The sequence below is a fragment of the Blautia sp. NSJ-140 genome (assembly GCF_022868965.1).
Lineage (GTDB): Bacteria > Bacillota > Clostridia > Lachnospirales > Lachnospiraceae > Blautia_A.
In genome coordinates this window covers 1-24,909 of sequence record NZ_JALIFS010000020.1, presented here as the reverse complement: position 1 = coordinate 24,909, position 24,909 = coordinate 1, and the positions used below count along the sequence as shown (strand labels likewise).

30 protein-coding genes and 4 pseudogenes are annotated in these 24,909 nt (G+C 37.5%); 7 read left to right on the top strand and 27 right to left on the bottom strand.

Annotation, left to right across the window (positions count from 1 at the left end):
- Positions 1 to 106: 106 nt before the first annotated feature.
- The 6 genes from MUB50_RS16620 to MUB50_RS16595 form a co-directional block, all read right to left on the bottom strand.
- A complete protein-coding gene (locus MUB50_RS16620) occupies positions 107 to 463 on the bottom strand; it encodes a VOC family protein (RefSeq protein ID WP_015541530.1) in 357 nt (118 codons plus the stop codon).
- The gene (locus tag MUB50_RS16615; protein WP_118515812.1) at positions 460 to 1,146 is read right to left on the bottom strand and encodes an MBL fold metallo-hydrolase; all 687 of its coding nucleotides are present in this window, start codon (positions 1,144 to 1,146) and stop codon (positions 460 to 462) included. Before MUB50_RS16615 ends, MUB50_RS16620 begins: the two co-directional genes overlap by 4 nt.
- A 463-nt stretch (positions 1,147 to 1,609) precedes the next feature.
- Positions 1,610 to 2,239 carry a sugar O-acetyltransferase gene (locus tag MUB50_RS16610; RefSeq protein WP_207670816.1) on the bottom strand — a complete coding sequence of 210 codons (630 nt, stop codon included), beginning with the start codon at positions 2,237 to 2,239 and terminating at the stop codon, positions 1,610 to 1,612.
- Between the two features lie 231 nt (positions 2,240 to 2,470).
- Positions 2,471 to 4,486 carry an ATP-binding protein gene (locus MUB50_RS16605; RefSeq protein WP_244791738.1) on the bottom strand — a complete coding sequence of 672 codons (2,016 nt, stop codon included), beginning with the start codon at positions 4,484 to 4,486 and terminating at the stop codon, positions 2,471 to 2,473.
- Positions 4,487 to 5,576: 1,090 nt separating this feature from the next.
- Positions 5,577 to 6,206 carry a sugar O-acetyltransferase gene (locus tag MUB50_RS16600; protein ID WP_021650092.1) on the bottom strand — a complete coding sequence of 210 codons (630 nt, stop codon included), beginning with the start codon at positions 6,204 to 6,206 and terminating at the stop codon, positions 5,577 to 5,579.
- 3 nt (positions 6,207 to 6,209) lie between these two features.
- On the bottom strand, positions 6,210 to 7,553 hold the full coding sequence (locus tag MUB50_RS16595; protein ID WP_244791736.1) for an MATE family efflux transporter: 1,344 nt from the start codon (positions 7,551 to 7,553) through the stop codon (positions 6,210 to 6,212).
- A gap of 110 nt (positions 7,554 to 7,663) precedes the next feature.
- On the opposite strand from MUB50_RS16595, the gene MUB50_RS16590 reads away from it, so the two are divergent.
- Positions 7,664 to 8,545, top strand: a complete 882-nt coding sequence (locus MUB50_RS16590) for an AraC family transcriptional regulator (protein WP_173754479.1) — start codon at positions 7,664 to 7,666, stop codon at positions 8,543 to 8,545.
- 128 nt (positions 8,546 to 8,673) lie between these two features.
- On the opposite strand, the gene MUB50_RS16585 is transcribed toward MUB50_RS16590, so the two are convergent.
- The 7 genes from MUB50_RS16585 to MUB50_RS16555 form a co-directional block, all read right to left on the bottom strand.
- Entirely contained in the window at positions 8,674 to 9,093 is a 420-nt protein-coding gene (locus MUB50_RS16585) for a YolD-like family protein (RefSeq protein ID WP_138276895.1), read from the bottom strand.
- A gap of 15 nt (positions 9,094 to 9,108) precedes the next feature.
- On the bottom strand, positions 9,109 to 10,635 hold the full coding sequence (locus tag MUB50_RS16580) for a Y-family DNA polymerase (RefSeq protein ID WP_244791742.1): 1,527 nt from the start codon (positions 10,633 to 10,635) through the stop codon (positions 9,109 to 9,111).
- A 65-nt stretch (positions 10,636 to 10,700) separates the two neighbouring features.
- Complete coding sequence (locus MUB50_RS16575; protein WP_118039893.1) at positions 10,701 to 11,042, bottom strand: arsenate reductase family protein; 342 nt, start codon at positions 11,040 to 11,042, stop codon at positions 10,701 to 10,703.
- A 1-nt stretch (position 11,043) separates the two neighbouring features.
- The gene (locus tag MUB50_RS16570; protein WP_244791734.1) at positions 11,044 to 11,499 is read right to left on the bottom strand and encodes a YaiI/YqxD family protein; all 456 of its coding nucleotides are present in this window, start codon (positions 11,497 to 11,499) and stop codon (positions 11,044 to 11,046) included.
- Positions 11,500 to 11,509: 10 nt separating this feature from the next.
- Positions 11,510 to 11,878: a VOC family protein gene (locus MUB50_RS16565; protein WP_244791732.1), complete on the bottom strand. Its 369-nt coding sequence runs from the start codon at positions 11,876 to 11,878 to the stop codon at positions 11,510 to 11,512.
- Positions 11,879 to 11,905: 27 nt separating this feature from the next.
- The gene (locus tag MUB50_RS16560) at positions 11,906 to 12,316 is read right to left on the bottom strand and encodes a peptide deformylase (protein ID WP_117990283.1); all 411 of its coding nucleotides are present in this window, start codon (positions 12,314 to 12,316) and stop codon (positions 11,906 to 11,908) included.
- 210 nt (positions 12,317 to 12,526) lie between these two features.
- Positions 12,527 to 12,916 carry a hypothetical protein gene (locus MUB50_RS16555; protein ID WP_173746536.1) on the bottom strand — a complete coding sequence of 130 codons (390 nt, stop codon included), beginning with the start codon at positions 12,914 to 12,916 and terminating at the stop codon, positions 12,527 to 12,529.
- A gap of 729 nt (positions 12,917 to 13,645) precedes the next feature.
- Here MUB50_RS16555 and MUB50_RS16550 point away from each other — a divergent pair.
- Positions 13,646 to 14,173: a helix-turn-helix domain-containing protein gene (locus MUB50_RS16550; RefSeq protein ID WP_244791730.1), complete on the top strand. Its 528-nt coding sequence runs from the start codon at positions 13,646 to 13,648 to the stop codon at positions 14,171 to 14,173.
- Positions 14,174 to 14,266: 93 nt separating this feature from the next.
- Here the strand turns inward: MUB50_RS16550 and MUB50_RS16545 are convergent, their stop codons facing one another.
- The gene (locus tag MUB50_RS16545) at positions 14,267 to 14,482 is read right to left on the bottom strand and encodes a hypothetical protein (protein WP_118515724.1); all 216 of its coding nucleotides are present in this window, start codon (positions 14,480 to 14,482) and stop codon (positions 14,267 to 14,269) included.
- Between the two features lie 392 nt (positions 14,483 to 14,874).
- Between MUB50_RS16545 and MUB50_RS16540 the strand changes: the two genes are divergently transcribed.
- Positions 14,875 to 15,711 (top strand): AIM24 family protein, encoded by an 837-nt coding sequence (locus MUB50_RS16540; protein ID WP_244791728.1) that lies wholly within the window; start codon positions 14,875 to 14,877, stop codon positions 15,709 to 15,711.
- Between the two features lie 269 nt (positions 15,712 to 15,980).
- On the opposite strand, the gene MUB50_RS16530 is transcribed toward MUB50_RS16540, so the two are convergent.
- The 6 genes and pseudogenes from MUB50_RS16530 to MUB50_RS17315 all read right to left on the bottom strand — a co-directional run.
- Positions 15,981 to 16,199: an aspartate dehydrogenase gene (locus MUB50_RS16530; RefSeq protein WP_244791726.1), complete on the bottom strand. Its 219-nt coding sequence runs from the start codon at positions 16,197 to 16,199 to the stop codon at positions 15,981 to 15,983.
- Between the two features lie 40 nt (positions 16,200 to 16,239).
- Entirely contained in the window at positions 16,240 to 16,710 is a 471-nt protein-coding gene (locus tag MUB50_RS16525; RefSeq protein WP_118626667.1) for an LURP-one-related/scramblase family protein, read from the bottom strand.
- A gap of 110 nt (positions 16,711 to 16,820) precedes the next feature.
- On the bottom strand, positions 16,821 to 16,994 hold the full coding sequence (locus MUB50_RS16520) for a hypothetical protein (RefSeq protein WP_244791724.1): 174 nt from the start codon (positions 16,992 to 16,994) through the stop codon (positions 16,821 to 16,823).
- 51 nt (positions 16,995 to 17,045) lie between these two features.
- Positions 17,046 to 17,861 carry an alpha/beta fold hydrolase gene (locus MUB50_RS16515; protein WP_173754495.1) on the bottom strand — a complete coding sequence of 272 codons (816 nt, stop codon included), beginning with the start codon at positions 17,859 to 17,861 and terminating at the stop codon, positions 17,046 to 17,048.
- A gap of 30 nt (positions 17,862 to 17,891) precedes the next feature.
- Positions 17,892 to 18,140, bottom strand: coding sequence for a hypothetical protein (locus tag MUB50_RS16510; protein ID WP_244791722.1), 249 nt, complete (start codon positions 18,138 to 18,140; stop codon positions 17,892 to 17,894).
- Positions 18,141 to 18,683: 543 nt separating this feature from the next.
- Positions 18,684 to 18,789 (bottom strand): annotated as a pseudogene (locus tag MUB50_RS17315) (helix-turn-helix transcriptional regulator); the annotation flags it as partial.
- A 263-nt stretch (positions 18,790 to 19,052) separates the two neighbouring features.
- Here MUB50_RS17315 and MUB50_RS16500 point away from each other — a divergent pair.
- Positions 19,053 to 19,427: pseudogene (locus tag MUB50_RS16500) on the top strand (DUF4143 domain-containing protein); the annotation flags it as partial.
- Positions 19,428 to 19,508: 81 nt separating this feature from the next.
- Here the strand turns inward: MUB50_RS16500 and MUB50_RS16495 are convergent.
- A complete protein-coding gene (locus tag MUB50_RS16495; protein WP_118515712.1) occupies positions 19,509 to 20,267 on the bottom strand; it encodes an EFR1 family ferrodoxin in 759 nt (252 codons plus the stop codon).
- A 646-nt stretch (positions 20,268 to 20,913) separates the two neighbouring features.
- Between MUB50_RS16495 and MUB50_RS17305 the strand changes: the two are divergent.
- Positions 20,914 to 20,988, top strand: a pseudogene (locus MUB50_RS17305) (ATP-binding protein); the annotation flags it as partial.
- Positions 20,989 to 21,198: 210 nt separating this feature from the next.
- Here MUB50_RS17305 and MUB50_RS16485 read toward each other — a convergent pair.
- Together MUB50_RS16485 and MUB50_RS16480 are read right to left on the bottom strand one after the other, a co-directional pair.
- A complete protein-coding gene (locus MUB50_RS16485) occupies positions 21,199 to 21,717 on the bottom strand; it encodes a ClbS/DfsB family four-helix bundle protein (protein WP_118420155.1) in 519 nt (172 codons plus the stop codon).
- Between the two features lie 15 nt (positions 21,718 to 21,732).
- Complete coding sequence (locus tag MUB50_RS16480; protein ID WP_244791720.1) at positions 21,733 to 22,164, bottom strand: GNAT family N-acetyltransferase; 432 nt, start codon at positions 22,162 to 22,164, stop codon at positions 21,733 to 21,735.
- 375 nt (positions 22,165 to 22,539) lie between these two features.
- On the opposite strand from MUB50_RS16480, the pseudogene MUB50_RS16475 reads away from it, so the two are divergent.
- Positions 22,540 to 22,818: pseudogene (locus tag MUB50_RS16475) on the top strand (relaxase/mobilization nuclease); the annotation flags it as partial.
- Complete coding sequence (locus MUB50_RS16470; protein ID WP_244802550.1) at positions 22,793 to 22,969, top strand: hypothetical protein; 177 nt, start codon at positions 22,793 to 22,795, stop codon at positions 22,967 to 22,969. The pseudogene MUB50_RS16475 and the gene MUB50_RS16470, both read left to right, overlap by 26 nt.
- 143 nt (positions 22,970 to 23,112) lie before the next feature.
- On the opposite strand, the gene MUB50_RS16465 is transcribed toward MUB50_RS16470, so the two are convergent.
- The 4 genes from MUB50_RS16465 to MUB50_RS16450 form a co-directional block, all read right to left on the bottom strand.
- On the bottom strand, positions 23,113 to 23,724 hold the full coding sequence (locus MUB50_RS16465) for a class I SAM-dependent methyltransferase (protein WP_008704955.1): 612 nt from the start codon (positions 23,722 to 23,724) through the stop codon (positions 23,113 to 23,115).
- A 56-nt stretch (positions 23,725 to 23,780) separates the two neighbouring features.
- A complete protein-coding gene (locus MUB50_RS16460) occupies positions 23,781 to 24,002 on the bottom strand; it encodes a hypothetical protein (protein WP_044960621.1) in 222 nt (73 codons plus the stop codon).
- 127 nt (positions 24,003 to 24,129) lie between these two features.
- Positions 24,130 to 24,732 (bottom strand): Type 1 glutamine amidotransferase-like domain-containing protein, encoded by a 603-nt coding sequence (locus MUB50_RS16455; RefSeq protein ID WP_055271744.1) that lies wholly within the window; start codon positions 24,730 to 24,732, stop codon positions 24,130 to 24,132.
- A gap of 54 nt (positions 24,733 to 24,786) precedes the next feature.
- Positions 24,787 to 24,909: winged helix-turn-helix transcriptional regulator (locus MUB50_RS16450; protein WP_244802551.1), on the bottom strand; the 123-nt coding region annotated here is incomplete at its 5' end.

Here is a 24,909-nt window from a genome sequence, read left to right as displayed (position 1 = left end):
TGTGTTTCGTAGAAGAATCACCTTCAGACTATTTTGTTTATTATAGCCTGAAGGTGATTTTAAAATTGTCAATATACATCCGCTTTATTAGATTTTCCAACCAAATTTACGGCAGGATCTCAAGCCAGTAGCCATCTGGATCTACAATGAAATAGATTCCCATTGCTTCATTTTCGAAACAAATGCATCCCATCTCTTCGTGCTTTTTGTGCGCTGCTTCGTAATCCTCTGCCTGAAATGCCAGGTGAAATTCGCATTCACCCAGATTATATGGCTGTGGATGATCTTTAAGCCAGGTAAGCTCCAACTCAAAATCACTTACATTGTTGCTCAGATACACAATGATAAAATCATCGGTAGTCGTTCTTCTCACTTCGTGCAGATCAAGGGCCTCGTTGTAAAATTTAATAGATCGGTCCAGATCTGATACATTGTAGTTTTCATGAATCATCTTAAATTTCATAATTCTTCTCCTTTTGTACATTCTGTATTTTTAATGCGTGACTTATATTGCGGATATTCAGTAATAAACCGCTTAATTACATTAGCATCATTCCAGTAATGCATTGGAAAAATGACATTACAATCTATATTTTTAAGGAAATACAAGATCCCATCGGCATAGTGATCTCCCTGTCTCGGATCTAAGGGGATAAATGCAGCATCAAAATGCATACCTTTGATTTTCCTGATCTCTGCACGATATGCTGAAGTAAGTCTCTGGTTGTCAGCTTTCGGCTCGCCATCCCAATACCAGTCGTTTAAGTCACCGGCATGATAAATGGTGCCTTCTTTTGTTTTGACAATAAATGCTACACCACTATCGTTAGATAGCAATGTATCGACTTTGGTATCATTATCCAGATTATAAGTTTGATCATGATAAACATATGTAATCTTCATATCCGACAAATGATTCCTTTTTCGTATATCATTCGCCAGAACTGCCTGATACGTCATCCCCATATCATCAAGAATCCCAAAGATCTGTGGGTTAAAATGATCCTCATGGAAGTGACTGCAAAAGATGATTACCTCTTTTTTCTTGTCAAGATACGGTAATTCACCCTTGAAATAATCAAAAATATAGTAGCAATCTCTGGTTTCAACCAAAAATCCACTGTGGTTAATGTAAGTAATTTTCATGATATCACCTGTAATAGTACTTGAAAGATCGATTGCCATAAAATAAACAGCCTTTGCGATTTCTTCCGGTTCTACAATACGACCGATTAGACTATTCTTTCTCCTCGTTTTTTTCTGATAAACGGCTTATGATTATCACTTTACCGTGCTAAAGTTTTTCTATAAGATTTTAACAGCTATTTCTGACATTGTCCACAATTTTAAAAAAAAATTCCTATATCAGTTTTCATTCGATGTAATTAGTACAGCAAAAATTAAGTTTCTGCTATATTGACGCAGGATGATTTCTTCATCTGCAAGGCGGAGGAATGATGCGTAGCGGTGGCTGCGACGATTGACGACAACGCTGCAGATGAAATTTAACTAATAAAGGATGAAATATTCGCAACTCATTTCACCGTAATATTTCTTTTCCAAAAGCTCCAAAAATGCCTCATCCACACGGACGGCAGTGGAAAAATATTTACTCTCCGAACGATTCAATATCATCTTCATATTCTTTTAGTTGAGTGCGCCAATTATTTTTATCTTTATCTGTTATTTGTCTAATTACATGGCACGGATTACCTCCTGCAACAACATGGCTTGGGATATCTTTTACCACAACTGAACCAGAAGCAATGACTACATCATTTCCAATTGTGACACCGGGATTGATTACAACATTTCCACCGATCCAGACATTATCGCCTATTGTTACAGCCTTGGCATATTCCAGTTCCAAGTTGCGTACATCCTTATCAATTGGGTGACCTGCTGTATATATACTTACGTGGGGAGCCAAAAATACATTATCCCCAAACGTAACATAATTTTCATCTAATATAGTCAAATCTGTATTAGCATAAAAATGTTTTCCAAATGATATTCTATCGCCATGATCAAAATAGACCGGAGGCGTTAGTACCATATCCACAGGCGCTACTTTAAAGCATTTTTTCAATTCTTCAAAAGCACTTTTATCGTTCCAGTATTCTGATTCATTAAACTTTTTTTGAGCTGCATGAACGTTTTCAAACGAATTATCACCAACTTTATAGGGATTATATAATTTGCCCTCCATCATTCTGTTCCATTCCGTTTTATTTATCATATTTCATTAACCTCACAATTCCGATTAATATTTCACCTGTTTTAAGAGATTTAATAACTGTTATATTTTGTTATCAAATTCTCTGTAAATCCTTGAAAACACTGGATTTGTCGCAGGTGAGCTTTCCCTTATTGTTTCCCTTGTGTTATATCGTCTCATCAGTGTTTACGAACTCTGTTAAGGGCAAATACAAGGGCAAGAATATTGTAAATTTTTCATTAAATCTGTCTATTATAGATATTTCATCATTGTTGAGACAAGAATATTTATATCTACAGGCTTTGCAACATGATCATTCATTCCAACAGAAAGAACTTTTTGTACATCTTCTGCAAAGGCATTGGCAGTCATCGCAATAATTGGAATCCTGGATTTTTTAGTATCCTTCATTTTTCGGATAGCCAATGTAGCATCATACCCATTCATAACTGGCATCTGAATATCCATAAGGATCAGCTTGTAATAATCAGCATCAGCTTTTTCAATCATGTCAATGCATGCAACACCATCATTTGCAGTCTCAACAAGACACCCTTCTTCCGTCAATAGTTCTCTTGCGATTTCTATATTAATCTCATTATCTTCGACTAATAAGATTCGAACACCGTTCAAACAATTTTTATTGTGCAGATTAGTATTTTTCTTCTCTAGCGTATCTTCTTTTAACGCTTTTCTGCAAGGAACAGTCACTGTAAATGAAGAACCCTCGCCCTGCTTACTTTTCACTTCTATAGTGCCATTCATGAGCTCAATAAGTTTTTTCGTAATCCCCATTCCAATACCGCTACCCTCAATATGACTGGCTGTAGAATTGCGTTCTCTTTCAAAAGCATCAAAAATATGCTTTTGAAATTCTTCAGACATACCAATTCCATTATCGGTAATGGTAATGATCATATTGCACCAGTCTTCTTTACAAGATTCCTGCAGGACACTACAGGATATTGTACCCCCTGTATTTGTATACTTTATTGCATTACTTATAATATTAAGGCAGATTTCTGACAGGTGCGGTGCATCCATATATACATACGGATACATAATTTGTTCTGTCAGAGAGAGAGTTTGATTTTTACTTTCTGCCTGTTGTCGGAACATAGTGACACAATTTTCAAAGCACTCACGGACATTCGAAACAGTGTATTCCATTTCAACTTTATTATTCTCAATTCTTGCAAGATCCAAAACATTACCAAGCATCGACAGAAGTTCTTTTCCGCATATTTGAATTTCTTCAAGATATCTGCCAAGTTTTTCTGTTTCTTGCAAATGTCTGGTCGCCAGATCTGCATAACCAATGATTGCATTCATAGGAGTCCTGATATCATGAGACATATTGAACAAAAATGCGGATTTTGCTTTATTTGCACATTCTGCTTTTAATTTAGCTTCCCGCAATTCTTCCTCTTGTCTTAATTCACGCATTTTTTCATCTGTCACATCTCGATTCGCAATCAGCACGGATGTAACATTTCCATTTTTATCATAACTCTGAGGAACAACCATGGAAAGAAACCATGATCCATTCTTCTTTTTGAATTCGGAAGACATAGATTCTTTATTATGAAGCCGTGCCGCCATGGTTCGTATATCAAAAAAATCTATATACTTCTGTACAAACGGTTCTGCTATAATACTTTCGATAACCTCGAACTGTGGATCCCAATCTGCAGTATTATCTTTAATATCCATACACATTTTTCGAGATCTTTTGACAAGTTCGATCTTCCCTGTTTTTAAATTCAGCCTCGAGATATGATAATAGGCGGTGCCTAATGCATAAAGCGCCTGCCGAGTTTTCTTCACCTGTTTTCCCAATGTGACAGGGAACTCTTCACCGTCCATCTGTTCCAAATCTGGTGTTGACTGATGCAGATGCTGAACTAACCATTTCCCATTCGTCCACCTATAGATAATCGTAAATCTTGTCTCCATTTTAAAACAAATTGAATCATCTTTAAACAGACCAACAAAATCTACTGTTCCGTGTGCAAGAACATGATCATCATCAAGCCGTTTTTCTTCTTGATGTAAATTTTGTACTTCAATTCTGATTTTGCCTCTTCGTTTTACATCAAATTCAAATGATTCTAAAAACTCATGCAGATTCCTGTAAAACTCGTGTTTTCCAGTTCCAATCAGACTAATATTTTCATCAAAGTAATTTTCAATTTCTAAATCATTTACTGATTCAGCGTTAATATATATTTCCAAAAGCTGCTCTGTGAGTTTTTTGAAATCATCCATACGGTTCCCTCATGCTTAAAAAGTCTTAAATGACTTTAAGTTTTCTGTTTTATTTTTAAAGTTTATCCACTTTTCATTCTCTTCATGAAAATCCGAGTATACACATCAAACTGTTTACTTTATCATATCATAGCAGCATATTGTTCCACAATCACTTTTTCAAGACATATGTCCATGACACTTTTCCCAAAGAAGAAAAATAAGATATTTGGTGGCTACATCACCAAGCCCCTGTAGAATCAATAACGCCGGTACTGGATATCAAAATCCCGCACCGGCGTTATTGATTGTAATTCTTTTTTCTACTCAAATAAACAGCTTATCTATCCTTTGAATATGGTGGTCTTAAATTCAATGACAACCGTCCCTTTTTGATCATATACGTTTCACTTCCATCCTCAGAAGCCCCTTTCAACCAGCAATCATCAGGTTCTCTCGTCCACTTAAAATCTTTTATATTCATTTCATTATCCCTTCAAATCCTGATTGAGATTTCACCTGTTTTAAAAAATTTAATAACTGTTATATTTTGTTATTAAATTCTCTGCAAACCCTTGAAAACACTGAATTTATCGCAGGTGAGCTTTCCCTTATTGTTTCCCTTGTGTTATATCGTCTCATCAATGTTTGCAAACTCTGATAAGGGAAAATACAAGGGCAATAATTTCTGATAACATATTATAACATGAAATAAAAGTGACATGGTAAACTAATTGAAATGCTTCTTAATTTTTACAACCATAGCAATCCTCGTAAATAATGCATTTAAGACAGCTCATCAGAGTGCGAAAAACAAGGAAGATATCTGCAGGCATACTGACGCAGGATTTCACACTCTGATGAGCTGGATTAAGATACATTATTTTAGAGGATTGCTATAATGATTAATTGATGATAAGGAAATATGGTACGATGAGAACAATATTTGCAAAATATAACCCGCAATACAACAGCATTGATGTTTATACCCCAAAAAACTCCCGAATTAAACTGAATCATTCTTTTTTTACAGTTTATCCGATCTTCCGGAAGCCCTTCACAATAATCTGTAGATAATTATCCGGCTGCAATCCGTTCTCTCATGATCATATTATTTTTCCGCCTGTGCACATATCATATCCCATGCTTCATCATCAATTTCTTCATTGTGAAACAATTTTCTCCTGTCCTCATCTGTTATTTTTCTAATCACACGACATGGATTTCCGGCTGCAATGGACCAATCCGGAATGTCTTTTGTTACAACACTTCCTGCACCAATTACCACATTGTCTCCAATATGTACTCCAGGACACACTACTGTATTTCCTCCCAACCATACATTATCCCCGATGGTAACCTCTTTTCCGTATTCAAAAGCAGAATTGCGCGTATCTGGATAAATTGGATGTCCTGCCGTATAAATAGATACATTGGGTGCCATCTGACAGTTATCACCGATTTTTACCTTTGCCACATCTATAATTGTACAGTTATAATTTGCAAAGAAATTTTTACCTACTTCTATATGCGAACCATAATCGCAGTAAAAAGGTGGGTTAATCCATGCACCTTCCGATTTTCCCAAAAGTTCTTTTACTATTTCTGCAATCCCATCAAAATCCGACCGATCTGCAAAATTAAGTTTTTGCAGAATTTTTCTACCTATCCTCTGTTCTTCCATAACCGCTTCATCTGAAATGTAAGCAAGCTGCATATCTCTTCTTTTTTTCATATCCATAATTTAATTCTCCATTTCTGTTAAATTTTTTAACCATTTATATTGTTTATAATGTTTAAATACTGCCGGAAGTTTTACCAGTTCATCCAAATTTAAGACAAAATACACCATCATTACCGGCAATTTAAATACAAATGCTGCGATACATCCCAGTGGAACTGCAAAGCACCACATAGTAACCACATCACATATTAATCCAAATTTTGTATCTCCCCCTGCAGGAAAAATACCACCTATTGTCATAGAATTAATTGATTTTCCTATTACATAATAGCTGCTTATAAACAGCATATTCTTTAAATATCCTGTTGCTATATCAGTCAGATTCGTAAAATGCAGGATTACAGGTGTCACAAGAAAAATCACTCCAGCCGTCACCACGCCCAAAAATACCGAAGTTTTGCATAAAATATTTCCGTTTTTCTTTGCTTCAGATAAGTTCCCTTTACCAAGCAGATTTCCAACAATAATACTTCCCCCATATCCAAAGCCGGTACAACCACAGATTAAAAGATTCTTGGTTATATTTGCAATAGAATTGGCTGCGATAGCATCGGAACCAAGATGTCCAAGTATGACAGAATACATCGTAAATCCACCGCCCCAGGCAAGTTCATTAAAAAGTACCGGATAAACATGTTTCCAGAATTTCCTCGTTATATGGACTTCCCTGTTTTTTATGTCTTTTACTCCAATCCAAAATTCCTTTTTCAGGTACAAAATATAAATCGTAATAACCAGACCAACTCCATTTGCAATGACAGTAGCCAGTGCCGCACCTGCAATCTCCATTCTTGGAAAGCCCATGTATCCGTAAATCAGAATAACATTCAGTATAATATTAACACAGACAACAACTGCACTTATTATGGTACATCTACCTGCATAACCACAATTTTTCAAGATTCCCTGCAAAACCTGCAGAACTCCTGAAAAGATATAAGATAATCCAATCACTTTCAAATACTTAATACCATAATCAATCAGTATAGTGTCGTTTGTAAACAGTCGCATGAGCGTTTCAGGAATAAAGAATGTTGCAAGCAGAAAGAGAATGGAAATTATGAATACATATCTTAATACAAGTCCTGCTGATGTCCGTAATCCATCAAAATCTCTTTTTCCATAATACTGTGCAACAAACATATTTTCCCCTATTGTAAGTGCTGTTAAAATCAAATTAAAAACAAAGGTGATCTGCGAAGCCAGCGAAACTGCTGACAGAGAGTTCTGATTTAATCCTCCCAACATAAAAGCATCGCATGCACTTACAAGTGCTAACATAAATTGTTGTGCTGTAATGGGCAGAGCAAGTTTCAAAATCTTATTTGTGAATTCGTTTCCCATCTACAATTTTTCCTTTCTGTGCACAATATAAAAATAAACCAATTTTATTGATTTTTATACCATAATCAGCCATAATAATATAACAAACGTTCGAAAAGGAGATTATTTTGATGGAAGTATGTCCAAGCATTGTTTTAAATTCAGATGCATCTGAAAATGTTGCCTATAACAATCCAGACTTTCCTGCATATATAAAAAAGGGACAGCTTTCACGCTATCCTGATTTTCGTGCAGTCAGTCATTGGCATGACGATCTGGAATTTATTCTGATTTTAGAGGGACAGATGTTTTATGATGTGAATGGTCAGAAGATTTCTTTGCAAGCAGGTGAAGGAATTTTTGTAAACAGCCGCTGCTTTCATTATGGCTATTCCGATACTCATACAGAATGTCTCTTTATCTGTATTCTGTTATCTCCGCAGTTGCTTTCTGTAAATGCTTATTTTGTGGAAAAATGTCTAAATCCCCTGATACAGAATATTCATTTTCCCTATCAGCCACTGAATCCGTCTATCCTGTGGCAGAATTCTATTCTTCGTGACCTTGAAATGCTTTACAAAAAAAATGTGGATGAAATACAGCCATTTATTACGCTGGAAAAAACCGTTCATATTTTTCGCCTCCTTGCTGAAAATATGAACTATTTTCCAGATTATGATAAAGATACAGAGGATACTCTGGCTCTTACTACAATGATCGGATATGTGCAGAAAAATTATCCCCAAAAAATTATGCTTAAAGATATTTCATCCTCAGGAAATTGCTGCAAGACAAAATGCACTTCCCTTTTTCAGAAATATTTGAATACTTCCCCAATGGTATATCTAAATCGCTATCGTTTGGAAAAATCTGTTTTTCTTCTTCAAAATACTACAATGTCTGTTACTGAGATAGCATATACCTGCGGGTTTTCAAATAGCAGTTATTTTTGTGAACTTTTTCATAAGTATTATAATACCACCCCTGGGAAGTTTCGAAACAGCAATAGATAAGCACTATTCATATTCTTTGGCTTATAATTATAATGGATATTTTTTAACAGTATCCCTGTTTTTCCAGCCTTTTTTCCAGCCAGTCTTTCACATAACATCGGAATGCGATACTTTCCGCCATCCAACTCTCAGATTTGCCACTCTTCACATTTAATATCACTTATCTGCTCGATTGGAATGACCGTTTGATCTGTCATGATAATGGTATGCTCGTATTCGTCTATCTTTTTTACACTACCGGAGCACGTAACATAGGCTCCGCCGGCTTTTTTTGCATCGGGAATAAAATAAGTTATCGATACTTTCTGTTCTATGCCAATATTATTTCTGATTATATTAATTTTTTCGTTCAGCTGAGCAATCGCTTCCTCACTCAGTTCCAATCGTTCATCGGTTAATCTTGCCGTCTCTTTTATCGCAGCATCATGTCCAGTCAGGGCTGCAAAAGGAGCAAATTGCGCTGCCCGATCCTGAAGCGGCATTTGCGGATGATTCTTAGAGACCGGATGGGGTAAATTGATGATATCGTCATAAGAATTATTTTTCATCCTCTTCCAACTCCTTTACGCCTTATGTCCGCCAATTTGTTCATTTCTATCCCTGGCGGTTGCGCCTTCCTGAAGATTCATCCCCTTCAGTACAGCGTTTTTTCCAAATTTCTTTTTGATACTGAGCATGGCTTCCTGCATACGTTTTTCGCGATCCAGCGCGGCTTCTTCCTCTTCCTTCTTTTTCCTTTGCGCCTCATAATCCGTAAAAAGATCCAGCTGCTCATACACTTCTTCTTTCTTTACAGAACTTTCCTCCACAAGCCTGTTCGCTGTGATATTGATTCTTCTGATAAGCAGGTTTCTGTCAACGATCCTGTCATATAGCTCTATTACTGCATCCGTTATCATTTTTGTTGAGGAAGTCTGCCTTTTTAGATTGGTCGTTCCATGTGCGTGTTTCGGGATTTTTCTTCCATAACGATCGATCGTAACCTCTCCATGATATTGTTTTCTCCTGTCGGTGTTGCTCAGATTCTCAATATCATAACCAACTGTCAACACGATCTGGTCTGTGACCAGCTTCTTGTCCACCAAATCCAAAACCATCTGGTCCGTCATCTCTTTTACAACCAGTTTTGCTTTTTCAAAATCATAAGGACAATGAAGTACCTGTCCGGAACAAACACTGTTCGTTTCCGGTTTATAGGCCTTGACCATTTCCATGGTACAGGGCTCGTACCCCCAGGCATGATCGATCAACAGTTCTGCATTAACGCCAAACAGCCTATATAACAGATCTTCATTGTATAATTCATTCGTTTTTCCGATGGAACATCTTGCAATATCACCCATTGTATAAAGCCCGTATTCTTCCAGCTTCTTTGCGTATCCTTTTCCTACTCTCCAGAAATCAGTAAGTGGTCTGTGGCCCCAGAGTTTCCTTCGGTATGACATTTCATCCAGTTCCGCAATTCGTACACCATCTTTATCTTCTTTAATGTGCTTTGCCACGATATCCATCGCAATCTTACACAGATACATATTTGTTCCAATTCCTGCAGTTGCTGTTATACCTGTTGTCTTCAGCACGTCCTGTATCATGGACATGGCAAGTTCTCTTGCTGTCATATTATAGGTATGCAGATAATCCGTTACATCCATAAATACTTCGTCGATCGAATAAGGGAAAATATCTTCCGGCGCAATATATTTCAGATAAATGCTGTAAATTCTGGTGCTGTATTCCAGATAGAGAGCCATCCGTGGTGGAGCAACAATATAATCAATCTCCAGTGCCGGATTGGTATCTAATTCTGTGCTGTCATCAGAAGCTCCGATAAAAGCTCTGTTCGGCGCTTTCCACCTGCGGGCGCTGTTGGCTTCTTTTACTTTTTGAACAACCTCAAATAAACGAGCCCTTCCGGGTATCCCATAACATTTTAAAGCTGGAGATACCGCAAGACAGATTGTTTTTTCTGTTCTGCTTTTATCCGCAACCACAAGATTGGTCGTTAAAGGATCCCTATTTCGTTCTTTACATTCCACAGACGCATAGAATGACTTAAGATCGATTGCAATATAGGTTCTTTTCTTTTCCATCATTCTACACCTCCCGATTCTCCTGTGTTGCTTTATTTATCTAGGTCAGAAGTCTACCGGCACTCTTATTTCCACGCCTTCCAGATATCCGGCTGATATCCAAGAGTGGATTGTTTTCCATTACGAACCACCGGTGTCTTAATCACCTGCGGGTTTTCCAGTACCTTCTCAAGTTTATCTTCCTCTGCAATGTACTTAATGAGCGCAAGCAGATCCTTATCCTTGCCCTCCCAGTTGATCATATTTTCCAGTCCACCATTTGCCTGGGCAACCGAATTGAATTCACCCTTGCTCATGCCTTTTTCTTTCATATCAATAAACTGAAACTTGATCCCACGTTCTTTGAAAAAACGTTCTGCTTTCTTTGTATCATTGCACTTCTTTGTTCCAAAAATCTGTATATTCAAATTATTTCTCCTTGTCCATCACCATATGTATCATTTTCTCAAAAGACGCTCTGAAATGCTCATCATCCTCTGCTGTTCGTTTTCTTGGTCCTTTTAAGTGATTCTTTCCGGATGCCCTTCGCGCTTTCTTGTTCAAGTGGCGTTCCATAAGCATCTGGTCAATATTCTCATTGGTATACCATTTCCCGGATTGATGAATCGCATACGCTGCTTTTCCAAGTGCCATTGCCGCCACTCCATAATCCTGTGATACAACAATATCTCCTTTATGGCAAATGCTGATCAGTTTATAATCCACTGCATCTGCTCCGGCTCCAACTACGATTACTTCACTGTAATCAGAAGATAACACATGATTGGTATCACACAACAACGTTACCGGAAGCTCGTGCTCTTTCGCAACTTTTTCAACGATACCGACTACCGGACAGGCATCTGCATCAACAAAAATCTGCATATCTTCTCCTTTAATTACACATAAATGGCGTACGAACCTCAATGAGATTACCACTCGGATCATACAGCCTTACAAGCATCTGCCCACCTGCAAGTTCTGTTAGTTCAGTGGCATATCGGACGAAATACTTACCGGATTCATATTTTGCAAGCAAGCCATCTATATCAAATTCCTCAAAATACAGTTCCATCCTGTTATTGAATGGTGTAGAAATCTCATCCAACGTCTTTCCCCATAAACCAACGTCCTGCAAAACAAGGCCCTCCGATAAAATTACATTCCCTTCATTCTGAAGAATCACTTGCAGACCAAATAAATCCCTATAAAACTCTATGGATTTTTCTATATCATCTACTACGATCAGTATATTCTTTAACATGCTGGCCACCTCGCAATTCGCATTCGGTTATATGATCTTCCCGGACAAATGATCAATTTCATGCTGACAGATCTGTGCCGTCCATCCGGACAGCTTCTGTCTCTGTTTTTTCCAGTTGAAATCATAATACTCCACTTCAATTTCCTGATATCTGGTCGTCTTGCGGACACCGTCCAGGGACAGACAACCTTCTTCTGTCTCATACATGTCACGTTTTGAAACGATCACCGGATTGAACATCACAACGTCTATGAATCCCATATTCACAATAATGATATTCTTCTTTACACCAATCATGTTTGCAGCCATACCAACGCACCGCTCCCGGTTCGCCTGCAGTGTGTCCTGCAAGTCTTTCCCCACCTGGATATCTGCTTTCGTGGCCGGTTCAGATGGCTGGCCTAGGAAGAAAACATCTCTTACAATTTGTTTTACCATTTATTTTCTCCTGTATTCCATTTTTATTCTTATTTATCTTGATCGGAAATCTTTCTCATCGACTCAAGATCAATTTTACAGCATCAAGCAAATCCTCTCTCTCAATATCGACTCAAGTATAACATAAATACAATTCCTATAGTGAATCTTTCCTACCAAACAAAATTTCTTCTCCCTAGATTTTTTCATTCGGATCAACAGGATGAGCTGTCATCTGCTGATAGCAAAATCCGATGCATAGAGCATGACAATTATACGCACATTTGTAACATGGATCTTTTTTCTGCGTTCCATGCGAATCTCCTCTGCGAACATCTCTTGAACGGCGTCTCTTCTGCGTTTGGCATCAATATACCTCTCCTCTGCCTGCATGCATTCCTCATCAAGAATCGGAATCATCCTTCTTAATACCGGCGCGAAATGTTCCTCTTCCTGATCCCAGGAACACTGGCGCTGCATACAACGCGGCTTCTTATCAATCCTTCCTGCATAATACAGACACTCTGAACAATAATGTTCTCTGAAAGTCTCCTCATCAATCACCGGTAACTTTTCTTTAATCTCTCTAGTTATTTCTTCTGCTTTTAGATATGGTTTCATCTGTTTAATCTCCTTTCTGTTTGCCACTTCTTTTCACTGGCAACACAAGGGTATGGCAGAAGTTTCCCTCTGCCACACGACTTCTATTGTCAGTTACCCCGAAATACACCGGGGCAATCTTTTTCATACAGTGCTCGTTTGTCTTGTTCACGTGTGCATCCCATCTCAGGGAACACCCAGTCCGTTAGCGCCATCGCAGGCAGCCTCAACCATATCGTGTATGGTCTCCAGGATCCTCACTCCTCCTGGCCGACATCATTCGGGAGTATCATTATCAATTCGCTGCTTTGCCAAGAAAGCCATTGCCGCAGCAATGTTTCAATGCAAACCTCTGTTTCTGTTCATCCTCGGACCGATTGTCCTTGAACTTATCCGGAATCCTATCTGGCAGGACTCCGGCGGACTGGCAAGCTCATTTAATTTTCAAAGTGCTAATCCGGCTTTTTGATTCAAATTTTTGATCTGTAGCCTTCTCAACTTCTAAATACAAAAAAGTTTGGGAAAGTTTAGGGAGAAATGAAAAAAGATTTAAAAAATAAAAACGCCAGCGGAAATAACTCCACTGACGCCTTACAAATACTATTAATTTTTGACTTCATATTCATTATTGAGCTTGTTGTTAACTGATAATTCAAGTATAATAAACTCCATACGAGAAATACACGTCCTGCATGAGGACTTAAATATTGATAATCCTCATGTTTGGCGATATACGGGGAGGAAATTCTCATGGGTAAACAATCCACCAGGGAAAACAAGACAATTTACCAGCTTTGCCGAGAAGCGGCAGGCCTTACAAGAGCAGAGGCCAGTGAAAAAATGGATGCTGTCTCTGATTCAAAAATTGAAAAATTTGAATATGAAACACAAGAACCTACACCTTATGATATCCTCCAGATGGCAGATGCCTACAAAAGACCAGAGCTTTGCAATTATTATTGCTCTCACAAATGCGAAATCGGCCATCGTTATGTTCCAGAAGTAGAAGTGACAGATCTGTCAAATATCATTTTGGAGACAATTGCCAGTCTAAATGAAATCAATCCTCTTACCGGTCGCCTGATCCAGATTGCCCGTGACGGTAAGATCAGCGATGATGAAATGAAAGATTTTGCTTATATCAGTAAAAAACTTGATGAAATTTCTTTAGCCATAGACTCTTTGAATCTTTGGGTAGATAAGACAGCCGGAGAACAGGGGCTTAATCTTGAACTCTTAAACGCCGAAAAAGAAAAATTAAAACAAGCCATTACGTGACGAAAGGCAATGAACCATTTCTGATTCATTGCCTTTTCCTTTACATACGCTGTAATTGATTGATGATACTTTCTGTTTTCTCCTCCTGATCCATTATGAACGTGATGTCACCAATGCTATAATGCCACCGATGATCAACAATGGAAATGCAATATACATCAGTCCACCTACAACCATACCAATCAATATCACTGGGAAGAAAATAACTGTGCAAAGTAGTTTCATAATTCCCCAGGATGCTTTTAATCCAAATATAAAAAATTTTCCAACAAACCAAATCATACAAATTGTAAATAATAACGATAACATTTTTTTACTCCTTCTGAAACTCATTTTGATATGTGTCTTTCATTTTTTCTGTTCTTTTTCTGATAAATATTCAGATGTGTTCTTTATACCAATCTTATTACTAAATGCCGGATTTTTCTCCATCTTTTCTATTATCCGGATCAATCGAATTCTCTGTGCCACTTCCATCTGATCACCCCATTTACATTCTACTTTTTTGTTGATATTGTCACTATAACAAATTTATTTTTCATAATACACATCCACCATGAGGAATTGCATCTTTATATTTCTCGAATTTTGAGAATTCCGTCTTTATATTTCTCTGCACGAATTGTTTTCTATCTATGCTGACTCTTTTATAATAAGCATATCCGAGCAACATCATAGATTATTAAAAGGGAGATTATGCTATGCGAATTGAAAACTTACAAAATGAAAACAGAAAATATGCGAAAAGTATCGGGAACTTCCATGTACTTGAATATGTACAGGATGCCAGCGTTTCACCTATGAATGCAATGAATGAGTATTTCATGAGTAAAATGAATGTCAGAAGAAGACAGGTTGTTATTGATATTGATAAAGACCATTCAGCTGTTATCCAAGCCGGTGCCATGCAATGGATGGGCGGAAATGTACGAGCTACATCTGGCGTAAAAGGCATCGGAGATTTCCTTGGAAAAGCAATCAAAGGTGCCGTTACAAAAGAAACCGCAGTTAAACCGGAATATGTTGGCGAAGGCTGTCTGGTACTGGAACCAACATATAAATACATTATTCTTGCAGATGTTGGCAAGTGGGGATCAGCCGGAATGACAATTGAAGATGGCATGTTCCTGGCTTGTGATGCAAATGTAAAAAGTAAAGTTGTAGCCAGAAAGAACCTTTCATCAGCCGTACTAGGTGGCGAAGGTCTGTTTAATCTGAGTTTGCAGGGAAATGGTGTAGCTGCACTGGAATCTAATGTTCCTGAAGATGAATTGATTGAAGTCATATTGGAAAATGATGAACTGAAAATTGATGGAAATCTTGCTGTATGCTGGTCATCAAATCTTGAATTCACCGTAGAAAGATCTACAAAAACACTTGTAGGATCTGCAGTTAGCGGAGAGGGCCTGGTAAATGTTTATCGTGGAACAGGACGAGTACTGATGTGTCCGGTCGCGCCGACAACTTCCTTGTCTGAGTCCACCAACACCATGGCAGCTAAAGCTGCAGCTAAATCCAGCAATACATTTGGAAAGTAAGCGTAAAACACATTCTCTCGTAACCAACAAACGCCGGTATAGGATTATAAAAATCCTGTATCGGCGTTATATGCCATCCAGTGAGTACATTGATTCCCCCATATCGGCTTTCCGTTTCCAAGTGCAATGTTATTCATCGGGCAGTTTTTGACACATTGACCGCATGCATCCTGCAAAAATCCATGCCAGTCCGCCCAGTAATCCTCCAAATATAAACCAAAGGATATTACCTATAGTTCTCATGACAACATCTCTTCCTTGTCCAATGTCTAATATTCTTTTGCAATTTCCTCTGCTATCTCATATATCGCTTTGAATTTTTCTAAGTCTTCCAGTGATCTGATCAGCATGATTTCTTCGATTTTTCCGGTCCGTATGTCTTTGAACCCTGCTACTTCTTCTCCGGTACAAATGCTTGCACGAATTACTGGTTTCATATGTTCTCGGTCATATGTTTTTTTCACGATTTTCTTTTTGAATATTCCCATGCTTCATCCTCCGAATAATTACAGTAACAAGATCAACTATTTAATTCCTGGAACATTTTTCTGCATCGATTGCCAATACAAACATCAGAGCATCCAACGCGTTTCCTGGATTCTGTACATCAATGACATATGTATCAGTCATATGAAACAGTTCTTTATTGACCCGTGCAATTAAATATCCACTTCGATCAAGAATGCTATAGTCCCATTCCATAATGGTTCCATCAATATGCCATCCATTGTAATCAATATTATAATGTGGCGTCAGGAATGAGAATTCTTTGCTCAGGCATCCTATATAACTGCCGTTTTTATAAATCTCAAATTTAGGAAGGAAGGTAAGAACTTTCTGAACAACCATTCCTACTTCATTTCCATAGGCATCATAAATTACAAGCTTATGTCCCCAGGACAACTGACCTTTTACTACATAAACAGTGTTGCCTGCTTCATCATAGATATCATAGCTGTCAAACCATGAAAACAGCCTTTGTTTAAATAATAGCTTCATAACTTTTCACCGCTCTTTCCAACAGACATAATAAGTTCTTTACACTTCTTCGATATTGGCTACATGGATTTTCCATCAGGTTGTGTATGGTTTTCTCGATTTTCAACAGCTTAAATAGAATATCCCATATCGTAGGCTTTTTGGAAAACACTTTGATTCTTGACCAATCCAGCATCCATCACGTTTGCTGCATATATTTTTCCTGCAATCCTGTATTCTTCCAGATGCTCTACAAAACCATTCAGATTACCAAGTGAGCTTGAAATAATCAATATATTTTTCATTACTTTTTCTCTCTATTCGCTTTTTTAATTCAAATAACTTTAAGTTGCCTCTCATAAAACCTTCGAGAGGAATTCTTCTAGTAAACTATTTATCATCTCCGGTTTATCTGTATTAGAATTATGACCGGCCCCTTCAATCCACTTTAAAGGAATTTTCGTTTTCCGATGCCATGCTCTGTTATACCGAATACATGAACCGGCATGATCCTTTGTACCACATATCAACAGGGAAGGGCATTTAATTTCATATGGCAGCTCCTTTTCCATCGCCTCTGCCAGAATACGAAATCCATGCCCTGCAATTTGTGCATAACGATGCTGATCACCATCATAGACCAACATCATTTCCTTCATCAGGTTTCTGCCATAATTAGAAGTTGCAACTCCCTCAGTTCCGGATTTCAAAAGCAACTTCCATGGGTAATGTGTATATATTGGTTCCATTCTTTTCAGAAGCCAGATTTCCACTGATGTCACATAGTTTCTCTGCAACGGTGCCGAATCAATGGAGATAAAGCCTGCCAGCCGGTCGGGATACAATTGTGCATAAGCCTGTCCCACATATCCTCCCATTGATTGGCCGATTATAATCGGTTTTCTGATTTCTTCTTTTTCAAGAATCCCATTCAGCCATTTTGCCTTATCAAACAGATCAAATTCAAACCGGAACGGCCAAGAGGAGGCATGAGCCGGTGCATCCCATACAATAATATTATATTTTTTCACGAAGTGCTCAACCTGTTTATCAAACAGTCTATGGTCAGCAGTCAGCCCCGGAAGAAATACAAGCGTCGTTGTATCCAACCTCAGAATACTTGACCAATAATGAATCGTTCCACAAGGAGTTTGATATGTACTTTCTTTCAACAAATTTACCTCCACAATTTCCTTGCATTATTATTTCCCGTAGTTCTCCTCCCAATAATCATACGCATCATCATATCCGCCATCATAATTTCCACCACCAAATTCCTCTGCCCAGTCATCAGCGAAATCATCCGGGTCATCATAATTATAAACATCATAAGAATCGTTTCTTCTGGATGAATAAGAATTACTGTATGTATTTACTCTTCTTGCCGGAAGAATAACTTCTTTGGGATTTACTGGAATAGCTGTTGCTCGTACTGTTACGTCCCGGTTCATCACAGTAAAGATCCACTACATTCAATGTAATTATGATTATCAGCTCAACACTAATGATTACTGTCGCTATGATTTTAAAAGTCTTTGAATAAAAAAATCCGGCCGCCACATATCTCTTCTCCTTTATCTCTTTTTTCTGATTTATCTAATTCTGATGTTATCAGTTTACATCAAATAGCAGTGCATAAGTCCGCACAACCAACGGATTTACCAGAACTAATAATTCTAAAGCATACTTCGTTTTACCGTCTTATTCAGTTGTCGCAAATTTACGACAACTGAATCATCTATTTCTTCTACAATTCCAATTTCACGACATCATTTCTAATACAGATTTTACCGTACTTTTTAATCTCAGTCCATCCTTTATACCCAGGCGATAGAAAAACTCTTCTGTTTCTGCTCCGCTGGCAAATATTTCATCACAGTACTCCGTAGGCACTTTCTCTTGTTCCGGAGACAGTGTTTCCAAAAGTTTCTGGTATTCCTTCTCGATATTTTCATTAAATGACTGTGTGTCTTGATTTGATTTCCATTCAGAATTGATACACCGGAATTCCTTTTTCTTCAAAAGGTTATAAATAGTAGGTCTGCTGACTCCTAAGATTTCCTGTAACTCCTGAACTGTATAACATCTTTTCTCTGACATTTCTTTATCCTCTTTTCTTTGAAATATGAAAGAAAAATTATCCCTTCATATAACGAAACGCTCAGAGCATGTTTTACAGTGGTCAAAAGCAATCTTTTTGAAATTTCTGCATTTTACTTGAAATTCAGTAAAGAATCGGGTTGCCTTTACATAGTTTCCACTTTCAAAAAATAAAAAAATTTGTGTTTTTGAAAGCGACATCTTTCATATACTTTTAGCAGACGGTATACTAAGTACAACGAAGCGGTTTCGAAAAATGAAAAAAGAAATACCTTGAAAGCTCTGAAAAGTTCTATTTGTGTGACAGCGGTATTCGATATTCAATACTGGGAAGCAGAAATATGGATTATGGCAGAGTATATGAAAACATCGTTTGCATCGAGCTTCTTCGCCGTGGATACGATGTTTATGTCGGCAAGCTCTATCAAAAGAAAATCGACTTTGTGGCTCAGAGAGGTAGCGAGAAGTTTTATCTTCAGGTCAGCAACAACATTTCCGGGCAGGAAACATTTGAGAGAGAATGTTCTCCTCTGCTTCAGATTCGAGATGCTTATCCGAAAATGATTATTGCCAGAACCAAACATCCCCTAAAAAATATTGTTGTAAATAGAAAAATCCTGCTCATATTCATATATTGAACAGGATTCAGATGAACTGCTTATCATCAATGCAAACTGGGGTTTTCTCAGTTAAATTCCACGTTATCGACACTTTACAAATCATTTCATCTTTAACTGCTCAAAATGATAACGCGGCTTTCCTATGCTCTTTTTGCCATACTCTATTGCTTCTGTGGGGCAATAACAAATACATGCCATACAGTGAGTACATTGATTCCCCCATATCGGCTTTCCGTTTTCAAGTGCAATGTTATTCTTTGGGCAGTTTTTAACACATTGACCGCATCCGATACAAGTATCATCTGTCTGAAATGCAGTAGCCTTCACGAAGAACTGATAAAAAACCGGATTTACCGGACCACTCATAAAACGGTCGTAGAGATTGTTTCGTGGTACAGGGAAAGGTTGCTCTGTCTTAATACAGGCAATGGTATCCTCAATAGTAGGCTCAGCATTTTTTACAATTTTTCTTGCTTCCTCTGCCTGGGGTGCATCGAACATGGCAATATAGTTTTCCGGCATAAGAATTTGAGATGTACCCATATAACATAAGTGCTTTTGCTCAGCAAGACTACGGTTATATTTTGACGCATTGCCAATTTCACTGCCGCAGTTCATAACAAACCAAATACGTTTTGCAGAAAGCAATTTCGTTTTGGAAAGCCAATCCGACACAATTCGGGGAATACGCCACGCATAAGTCGGAGTTACAACGACTACATTCTCACCTGTTTTTATTGGCGAATAATCTACTGCCTTGATTTTCGCATTCACATCTACAATCTCGTCCTGCAATTCAACTGCAATTTTTTTCGCTATATAACGGCTGTTGCCGGTTCCTGAAAAGCACAAAATCATAATAAAATCACCTCCACGACTTCCGATTGAGATTTCACCTGTTTTAAGAGATTTAATAACTGTTATATTTTGTTATTAAATTCTCTGTAAACCCTTGAAAACACCGGATTTGTCGCAGGTGAGCTTTCCCTTATTGTTTCCCTTGTGTTATATCGTCCCGCCAGTGTTTACGAACTCTGATAAGGGAAAATACAAGGGTAACAAATCTGATAACACATTATAACACAAAATAAAAGTGACATGGTGAACTGATTGAAATGCTTCTTAATTTTTACAATTAATGATTGATTGAATAATAAGGAAATGGGATACGGATTTTCCACATCGACGAATACCAGTAATTACCTTAATCAATCCATTATTCTTTCTTTTTATCAATTTATCCAAATAAAAATCTCTGTGAATCTTCATCTTAAAGCCTCACTATAAAAGATTTTTGCAACATGTTGCATTTTTCTATTCTAGCATATCCGGATGGACTTCAAAAATCAATATATCAGCTGGACATTGAAATAGATTTTTGTAACTTGTTGCGTATTTCTATTCCACAATCATATTATATTCTTTAGAAGCAGTGTTTATCCCGCATTTTAATCGTGTTTTTCATTGCTTCATCGTCTTCGTCAGTAAATTAAGCAATGCCCGCAGAACCAAACATCCCCTATATAGCTATGAAGAAATCGAAATTCACGATATAGCCGATTGGTTACTACAAGAATAAGCAGGGCGAAATATCTCCGTCATTCTCTTTTGAAATGATGGAGATATTTTTATTATGACGGAGATTGTAGAACATCGTAACATTAGATTTCTGCATTTTTTCCTGAAATTAATTAAATTCTTAACAAGTATCCAAGATGACCTCTTTTGATTCTCGGAATCTGTTGTGATTATTCCCGTTCTTCTCATATAAGCTAAAAGATTCTTTACTTTATAGTGCTATTTTTTTCCATTTTCTAATCTTAGTTCTAAATGTTCCGAATGGGGCAACTGTGTTAACATGTATGAACTTGTATACTTCCCAGACAGCTGTTTTAGTTGCTTCGTCAGCCCATTTTCTCATATGTGGTTTGAATAATTCTTCCTCACTTAGCGAATCTATCATCGCATAAATAGAATGCACATTCTCATTCAATATATCTTTCAACTCTTGTATCGACAGATGAGCGTATATATCTGTAAACCATTGATATAATTCACCAAGCTGATTCCACTTAAAATCATCTGAAGGAGTTTTGACATCAATCCCCTTTCTTTCGTCTGCTTCCCATTTAAGAACGAGAGTTGTCCAGCCAACCTGGTAAGCAAGATTTTCTGCTGGAGTTCGATCAACACCATCAACCCTTTTGTCTTTTAAGGATTCTGGAATATCATTAAATTCCGAAATATACTTTGCAAAGCTTTTATTTATTTCGTTTTTAAGTTCGTCTTTATTCTCGTATGCTCTCAATAGTCTATCTCCTTCTTATTCCGATTTCTGTTTCCATAGCATGGTGTATTCTTTTTCACCAGTGGCTTCATCAAAACCTTCACATTGAATAATGAACCCTTCTCTTTGGTAAAAAGAAATTGCTCTGGCATTCTTCTGGTATACATTTAATTGTAATCTAACTTTTTTATCCTTAATATAATCCAATAAAAGCTTACCTATGCCGCACGACTGCATTTCATCAGAAACAAAAATACCTTCGATATATTCATCATTTAGTCCTACAAATCCTTGAATCACTTTATCATCTTCATACACATAGACTTCGGATTGTGACATCATTTCTTTCACTAATTCATAATTACTTTTCCAGTATTGATCGGAAATAAAACAATGTGCTTTCAGATTTGTCTTTAACCATATGTCAGCAACTCTATCGATATCTCCGTTCAGCATCTTTCTAATCATAACAAATATTCTCCACAACTACATCCTCTATGCTTTTCTCTTTTTTTCATTCTATCACAAGCTCACCATTAATCATCAATTTTTTGATATTTTTTCTTTTCCCCCACTGTAAAACAGCCTCTGAGCGTTTTGTTATATAGAGGGGTACAAATAAGAGCAAGATCCACCCAGGTTTAACGGTATTGCCATTTGGCCTCCCGTCAACCTATGGGTTTTATCTTGATGGGGATCTCCCATACCCTCTCAATAACAGACGTTTTGTTGCAGTACAACTGACAGATGTCGAACTCAATTTGCTGGATCAAGGAGCTGCTTGTTTTTCAATCTCACGTTCTGAATATCTAAGAAAACTTCTGCTTGAGAAGCAAATCAATCATAGATCCTCTTGCTCCGGCTGAAAGAAAAATCACTCAGAAAGAGTATATGGCACAGAAATACGGCCAGCAAAAACTGGATGAGATCAATCAGAAAATTATCGAAGCTGGTCTCAAACCAACATCCACTGTATTCCTAACACAGAAAGAATATTTGCGAAATGCGATTGATGAATGCGCTGCCACATCCAATAGTTTTGATGAATTCCAATCCAAACTTCTGGAACAATTTCAAATTTCTGTGGTTGAGCATCGTGGCAGATACAGCTATCTTCATCCTGGGTGAGGCCACTGATGCAATTAATATCGACAATACATATGAACTTGCTTCTTCACATTACAATGATTTAAAAGATCTCCGCGCTGATGAGGATATTGTTATCAATCAGGAATGGATCCTTAACAAACTTTCTGAAAACGAAAATGAATAATATATTTGGTGGCTACACCCCCAAGCCCCTGTAGAATCAATAATGCCGGCACTGGATACCAAAATCCCGCACCGGCGTTATTAATTGTAATTCTTTTTTCTAGTCAAATAAACAGCTTATTTGCCCTACAAACTTGAATTTGGCTATTTCGTTGCAACAATACTTATCCAATGATTTTTTGCATTTGAATACGTTTTGATCTCTGTAAAACCCGCTTCTTTCAAAGCGGCAACAAGTTGTTTAGATGTGTAAATCTTCATACCATTGATCATCTTTGTCCATTTTTCATCTGCGGCATTCGTTCCGTCACTCTCGTTACAAATCAGGAATATGCCTTCGCTTTTCAGCACACGGTTGACCTCGGAAAAGCATTTTACTAATCCTGGCCAAAAGTAAACTGTTTCGAAGGCAGAAACATAATCAAAAGTCGCGTCAGAAAAGGGTATAGCAGATACATCTCCTTGAACTACATTACATTTCCCTTGTTTAATGGCGAGGGCGTTCAATTTTTGAGATTCTGCCACACTAACCTCAGAATAATCCATTCCTGTCACGTGGCCATTTCTACATCTATCAAGCCAGACCGCAATATTTGCTCCGCCGCCACAGCCGACGTCAAGAACTTCAGCATCAGACTTCGCGGAGATATTTGAGAATCCCCATTGCGATAATTTGGCGTGACCGCTGTTCATCATCTTCGTCATCAATTTTCCGCCGAAGCCTTGTGGCTTACGGGTATTTTCAAAAAATCTCATTACAGAATTCCTCCTCCACAAATACCGGTTTTCTTAATTCGACAAACCGGTATTGCTCAATCGTTTTTCTCCGTTAGGAGAATATACAATCCATAAATAAAAAGAACAAGGAATAAAACCGTAGGAATCAATAATCCATTTTCTAAAATACTTATAATCATTCTTCCAGGTGGCGTTACCCATGCAGTTGCTGGATTTTGCATTGCCGCTATTATCATTCCTACAATACCAACAACACTACTTAATGTTAAAAAACCACCTTTTATATTTCTACTCATAATCATTACCTCCTCGTTAAATACCGATTTTAATGTCTCTATTATACCATAATGATACTATTATAAAAAAGGAAAAAGAGCTCCTTCGAGCTCTTTTGATTCAGTTCTGTAAACTTGAATTTTCAAATTAGTCTTTGCAAATAACCTTTGAACCTTCACCATCAATTACAATTCCCTGACGGTTGTTAATTGGGCATAGATTCAAATCCGAAAACTCAGTCATTATTTTCTCGGTAACTTTCTTAAATGGTGCTGTAAGATAATGCGGAAGAACATAGAAATCAATCAAATCAAGCCCTGCATCATCTTCTTGTGAGTAGTCCTCTGGCTTTTCATCCATTTGCTCGATATATTGGATGCTTGGAGCGCATATAATTGCGCCTGCCGACTCGCCGATCATCAATTTTCCATTTGCCAATTCCTTTTTCAGTAGCCCATCAGTTCCCGTTTTACGGAGCTGGTCCATAAGAAAGAAAGAATTTCCGCCGGTAAAATATATCACATCTGCTTCTTCAAAAACAGACTGTATCGTTGAATAAGCCTCCGTTGAAATATCAATTTCAGTTACGATTGCTCCCAACTTTTTGAATAATTTTCGAGCCGAGCCGACATAACCGGTGTAGCCTTCACGCAGTGAAGCTGTTGGAATAAATGCGACTTTCTTATTTTCAATTTCTTCCTTTATCAGACTTCCCACACTTGAAAAGTGCGAACATAAAAATAGTTTCATCAATATTCTCCTTTATAAATTCCGATTGTTCAAGCTTTTCAAATACTAACGTACTTAATTCTGTTCAATAAGTGATTTATAGTAGTTACCAAAGTCAGCAAGTGAATTAACAATTGGAAGCATTTTTGTTCCGAGTTCCGTTAATCCGTATTCAACTCTCGGTGGCTGCTCATGGTA

Bases quoted from the DNA above. Each gene is read 5' to 3' on its own strand.
- MUB50_RS16620 (WP_015541530.1), bottom strand. From the start codon at position 463: ATGAAATTTAAGATGATTCATGAAAACTACAATGTATCAGATCTGGAC.
- MUB50_RS16615 (WP_118515812.1), bottom strand. From the start codon at position 1,146: ATGAAAATTACTTACATTAACCACAGTGGATTTTTGGTTGAAACCAGA.
- MUB50_RS16610 (WP_207670816.1), bottom strand. From the start codon at position 2,239: ATGATAAATAAAACGGAATGGAACAGAATGATGGAGGGCAAATTATAT.
- MUB50_RS16605 (WP_244791738.1), bottom strand. From the start codon at position 4,486: ATGGATGATTTCAAAAAACTCACAGAGCAGCTTTTGGAAATATATATT.
- MUB50_RS16600 (WP_021650092.1), bottom strand. From the start codon at position 6,206: ATGGATATGAAAAAAAGAAGAGATATGCAGCTTGCTTACATTTCAGAT.
- MUB50_RS16595 (WP_244791736.1), bottom strand. From the start codon at position 7,553: ATGGGAAACGAATTCACAAATAAGATTTTGAAACTTGCTCTGCCCATT.
- MUB50_RS16590 (WP_173754479.1), top strand. From the start codon at position 7,664: ATGGAAGTATGTCCAAGCATTGTTTTAAATTCAGATGCATCTGAAAAT.
- MUB50_RS16585 (WP_138276895.1), bottom strand. From the start codon at position 9,093: ATGAAAAATAATTCTTATGACGATATCATCAATTTACCCCATCCGGTC.
- MUB50_RS16580 (WP_244791742.1), bottom strand. From the start codon at position 10,635: ATGGAAAAGAAAAGAACCTATATTGCAATCGATCTTAAGTCATTCTAT.
- MUB50_RS16570 (WP_244791734.1), bottom strand. From the start codon at position 11,499: ATGCAGATTTTTGTTGATGCAGATGCCTGTCCGGTAGTCGGTATCGTT.
- MUB50_RS16565 (WP_244791732.1), bottom strand. From the start codon at position 11,878: ATGTTAAAGAATATACTGATCGTAGTAGATGATATAGAAAAATCCATA.
- MUB50_RS16560 (WP_117990283.1), bottom strand. From the start codon at position 12,316: ATGGTAAAACAAATTGTAAGAGATGTTTTCTTCCTAGGCCAGCCATCT.
- MUB50_RS16555 (WP_173746536.1), bottom strand. From the start codon at position 12,916: ATGAAACCATATCTAAAAGCAGAAGAAATAACTAGAGAGATTAAAGAA.
- MUB50_RS16550 (WP_244791730.1), top strand. From the start codon at position 13,646: ATGGGTAAACAATCCACCAGGGAAAACAAGACAATTTACCAGCTTTGC.
- MUB50_RS16545 (WP_118515724.1), bottom strand. From the start codon at position 14,482: ATGTTATCGTTATTATTTACAATTTGTATGATTTGGTTTGTTGGAAAA.
- MUB50_RS16540 (WP_244791728.1), top strand. From the start codon at position 14,875: ATGCGAATTGAAAACTTACAAAATGAAAACAGAAAATATGCGAAAAGT.
- MUB50_RS16530 (WP_244791726.1), bottom strand. From the start codon at position 16,199: ATGGGAATATTCAAAAAGAAAATCGTGAAAAAAACATATGACCGAGAA.
- MUB50_RS16525 (WP_118626667.1), bottom strand. From the start codon at position 16,710: ATGAAGCTATTATTTAAACAAAGGCTGTTTTCATGGTTTGACAGCTAT.
- MUB50_RS16520 (WP_244791724.1), bottom strand. From the start codon at position 16,994: ATGAAAAATATATTGATTATTTCAAGCTCACTTGGTAATCTGAATGGT.
- MUB50_RS16510 (WP_244791722.1), bottom strand. From the start codon at position 18,140: ATGAACCGGGACGTAACAGTACGAGCAACAGCTATTCCAGTAAATCCC.
- MUB50_RS16495 (WP_118515712.1), bottom strand. From the start codon at position 20,267: ATGATTTTGTGCTTTTCAGGAACCGGCAACAGCCGTTATATAGCGAAA.
- MUB50_RS16480 (WP_244791720.1), bottom strand. From the start codon at position 22,164: ATGATTAGAAAGATGCTGAACGGAGATATCGATAGAGTTGCTGACATA.
- MUB50_RS16465 (WP_008704955.1), bottom strand. From the start codon at position 23,724: ATGAGATTTTTTGAAAATACCCGTAAGCCACAAGGCTTCGGCGGAAAA.
- MUB50_RS16460 (WP_044960621.1), bottom strand. From the start codon at position 24,002: ATGAGTAGAAATATAAAAGGTGGTTTTTTAACATTAAGTAGTGTTGTT.
- MUB50_RS16455 (WP_055271744.1), bottom strand. From the start codon at position 24,732: ATGAAACTATTTTTATGTTCGCACTTTTCAAGTGTGGGAAGTCTGATA.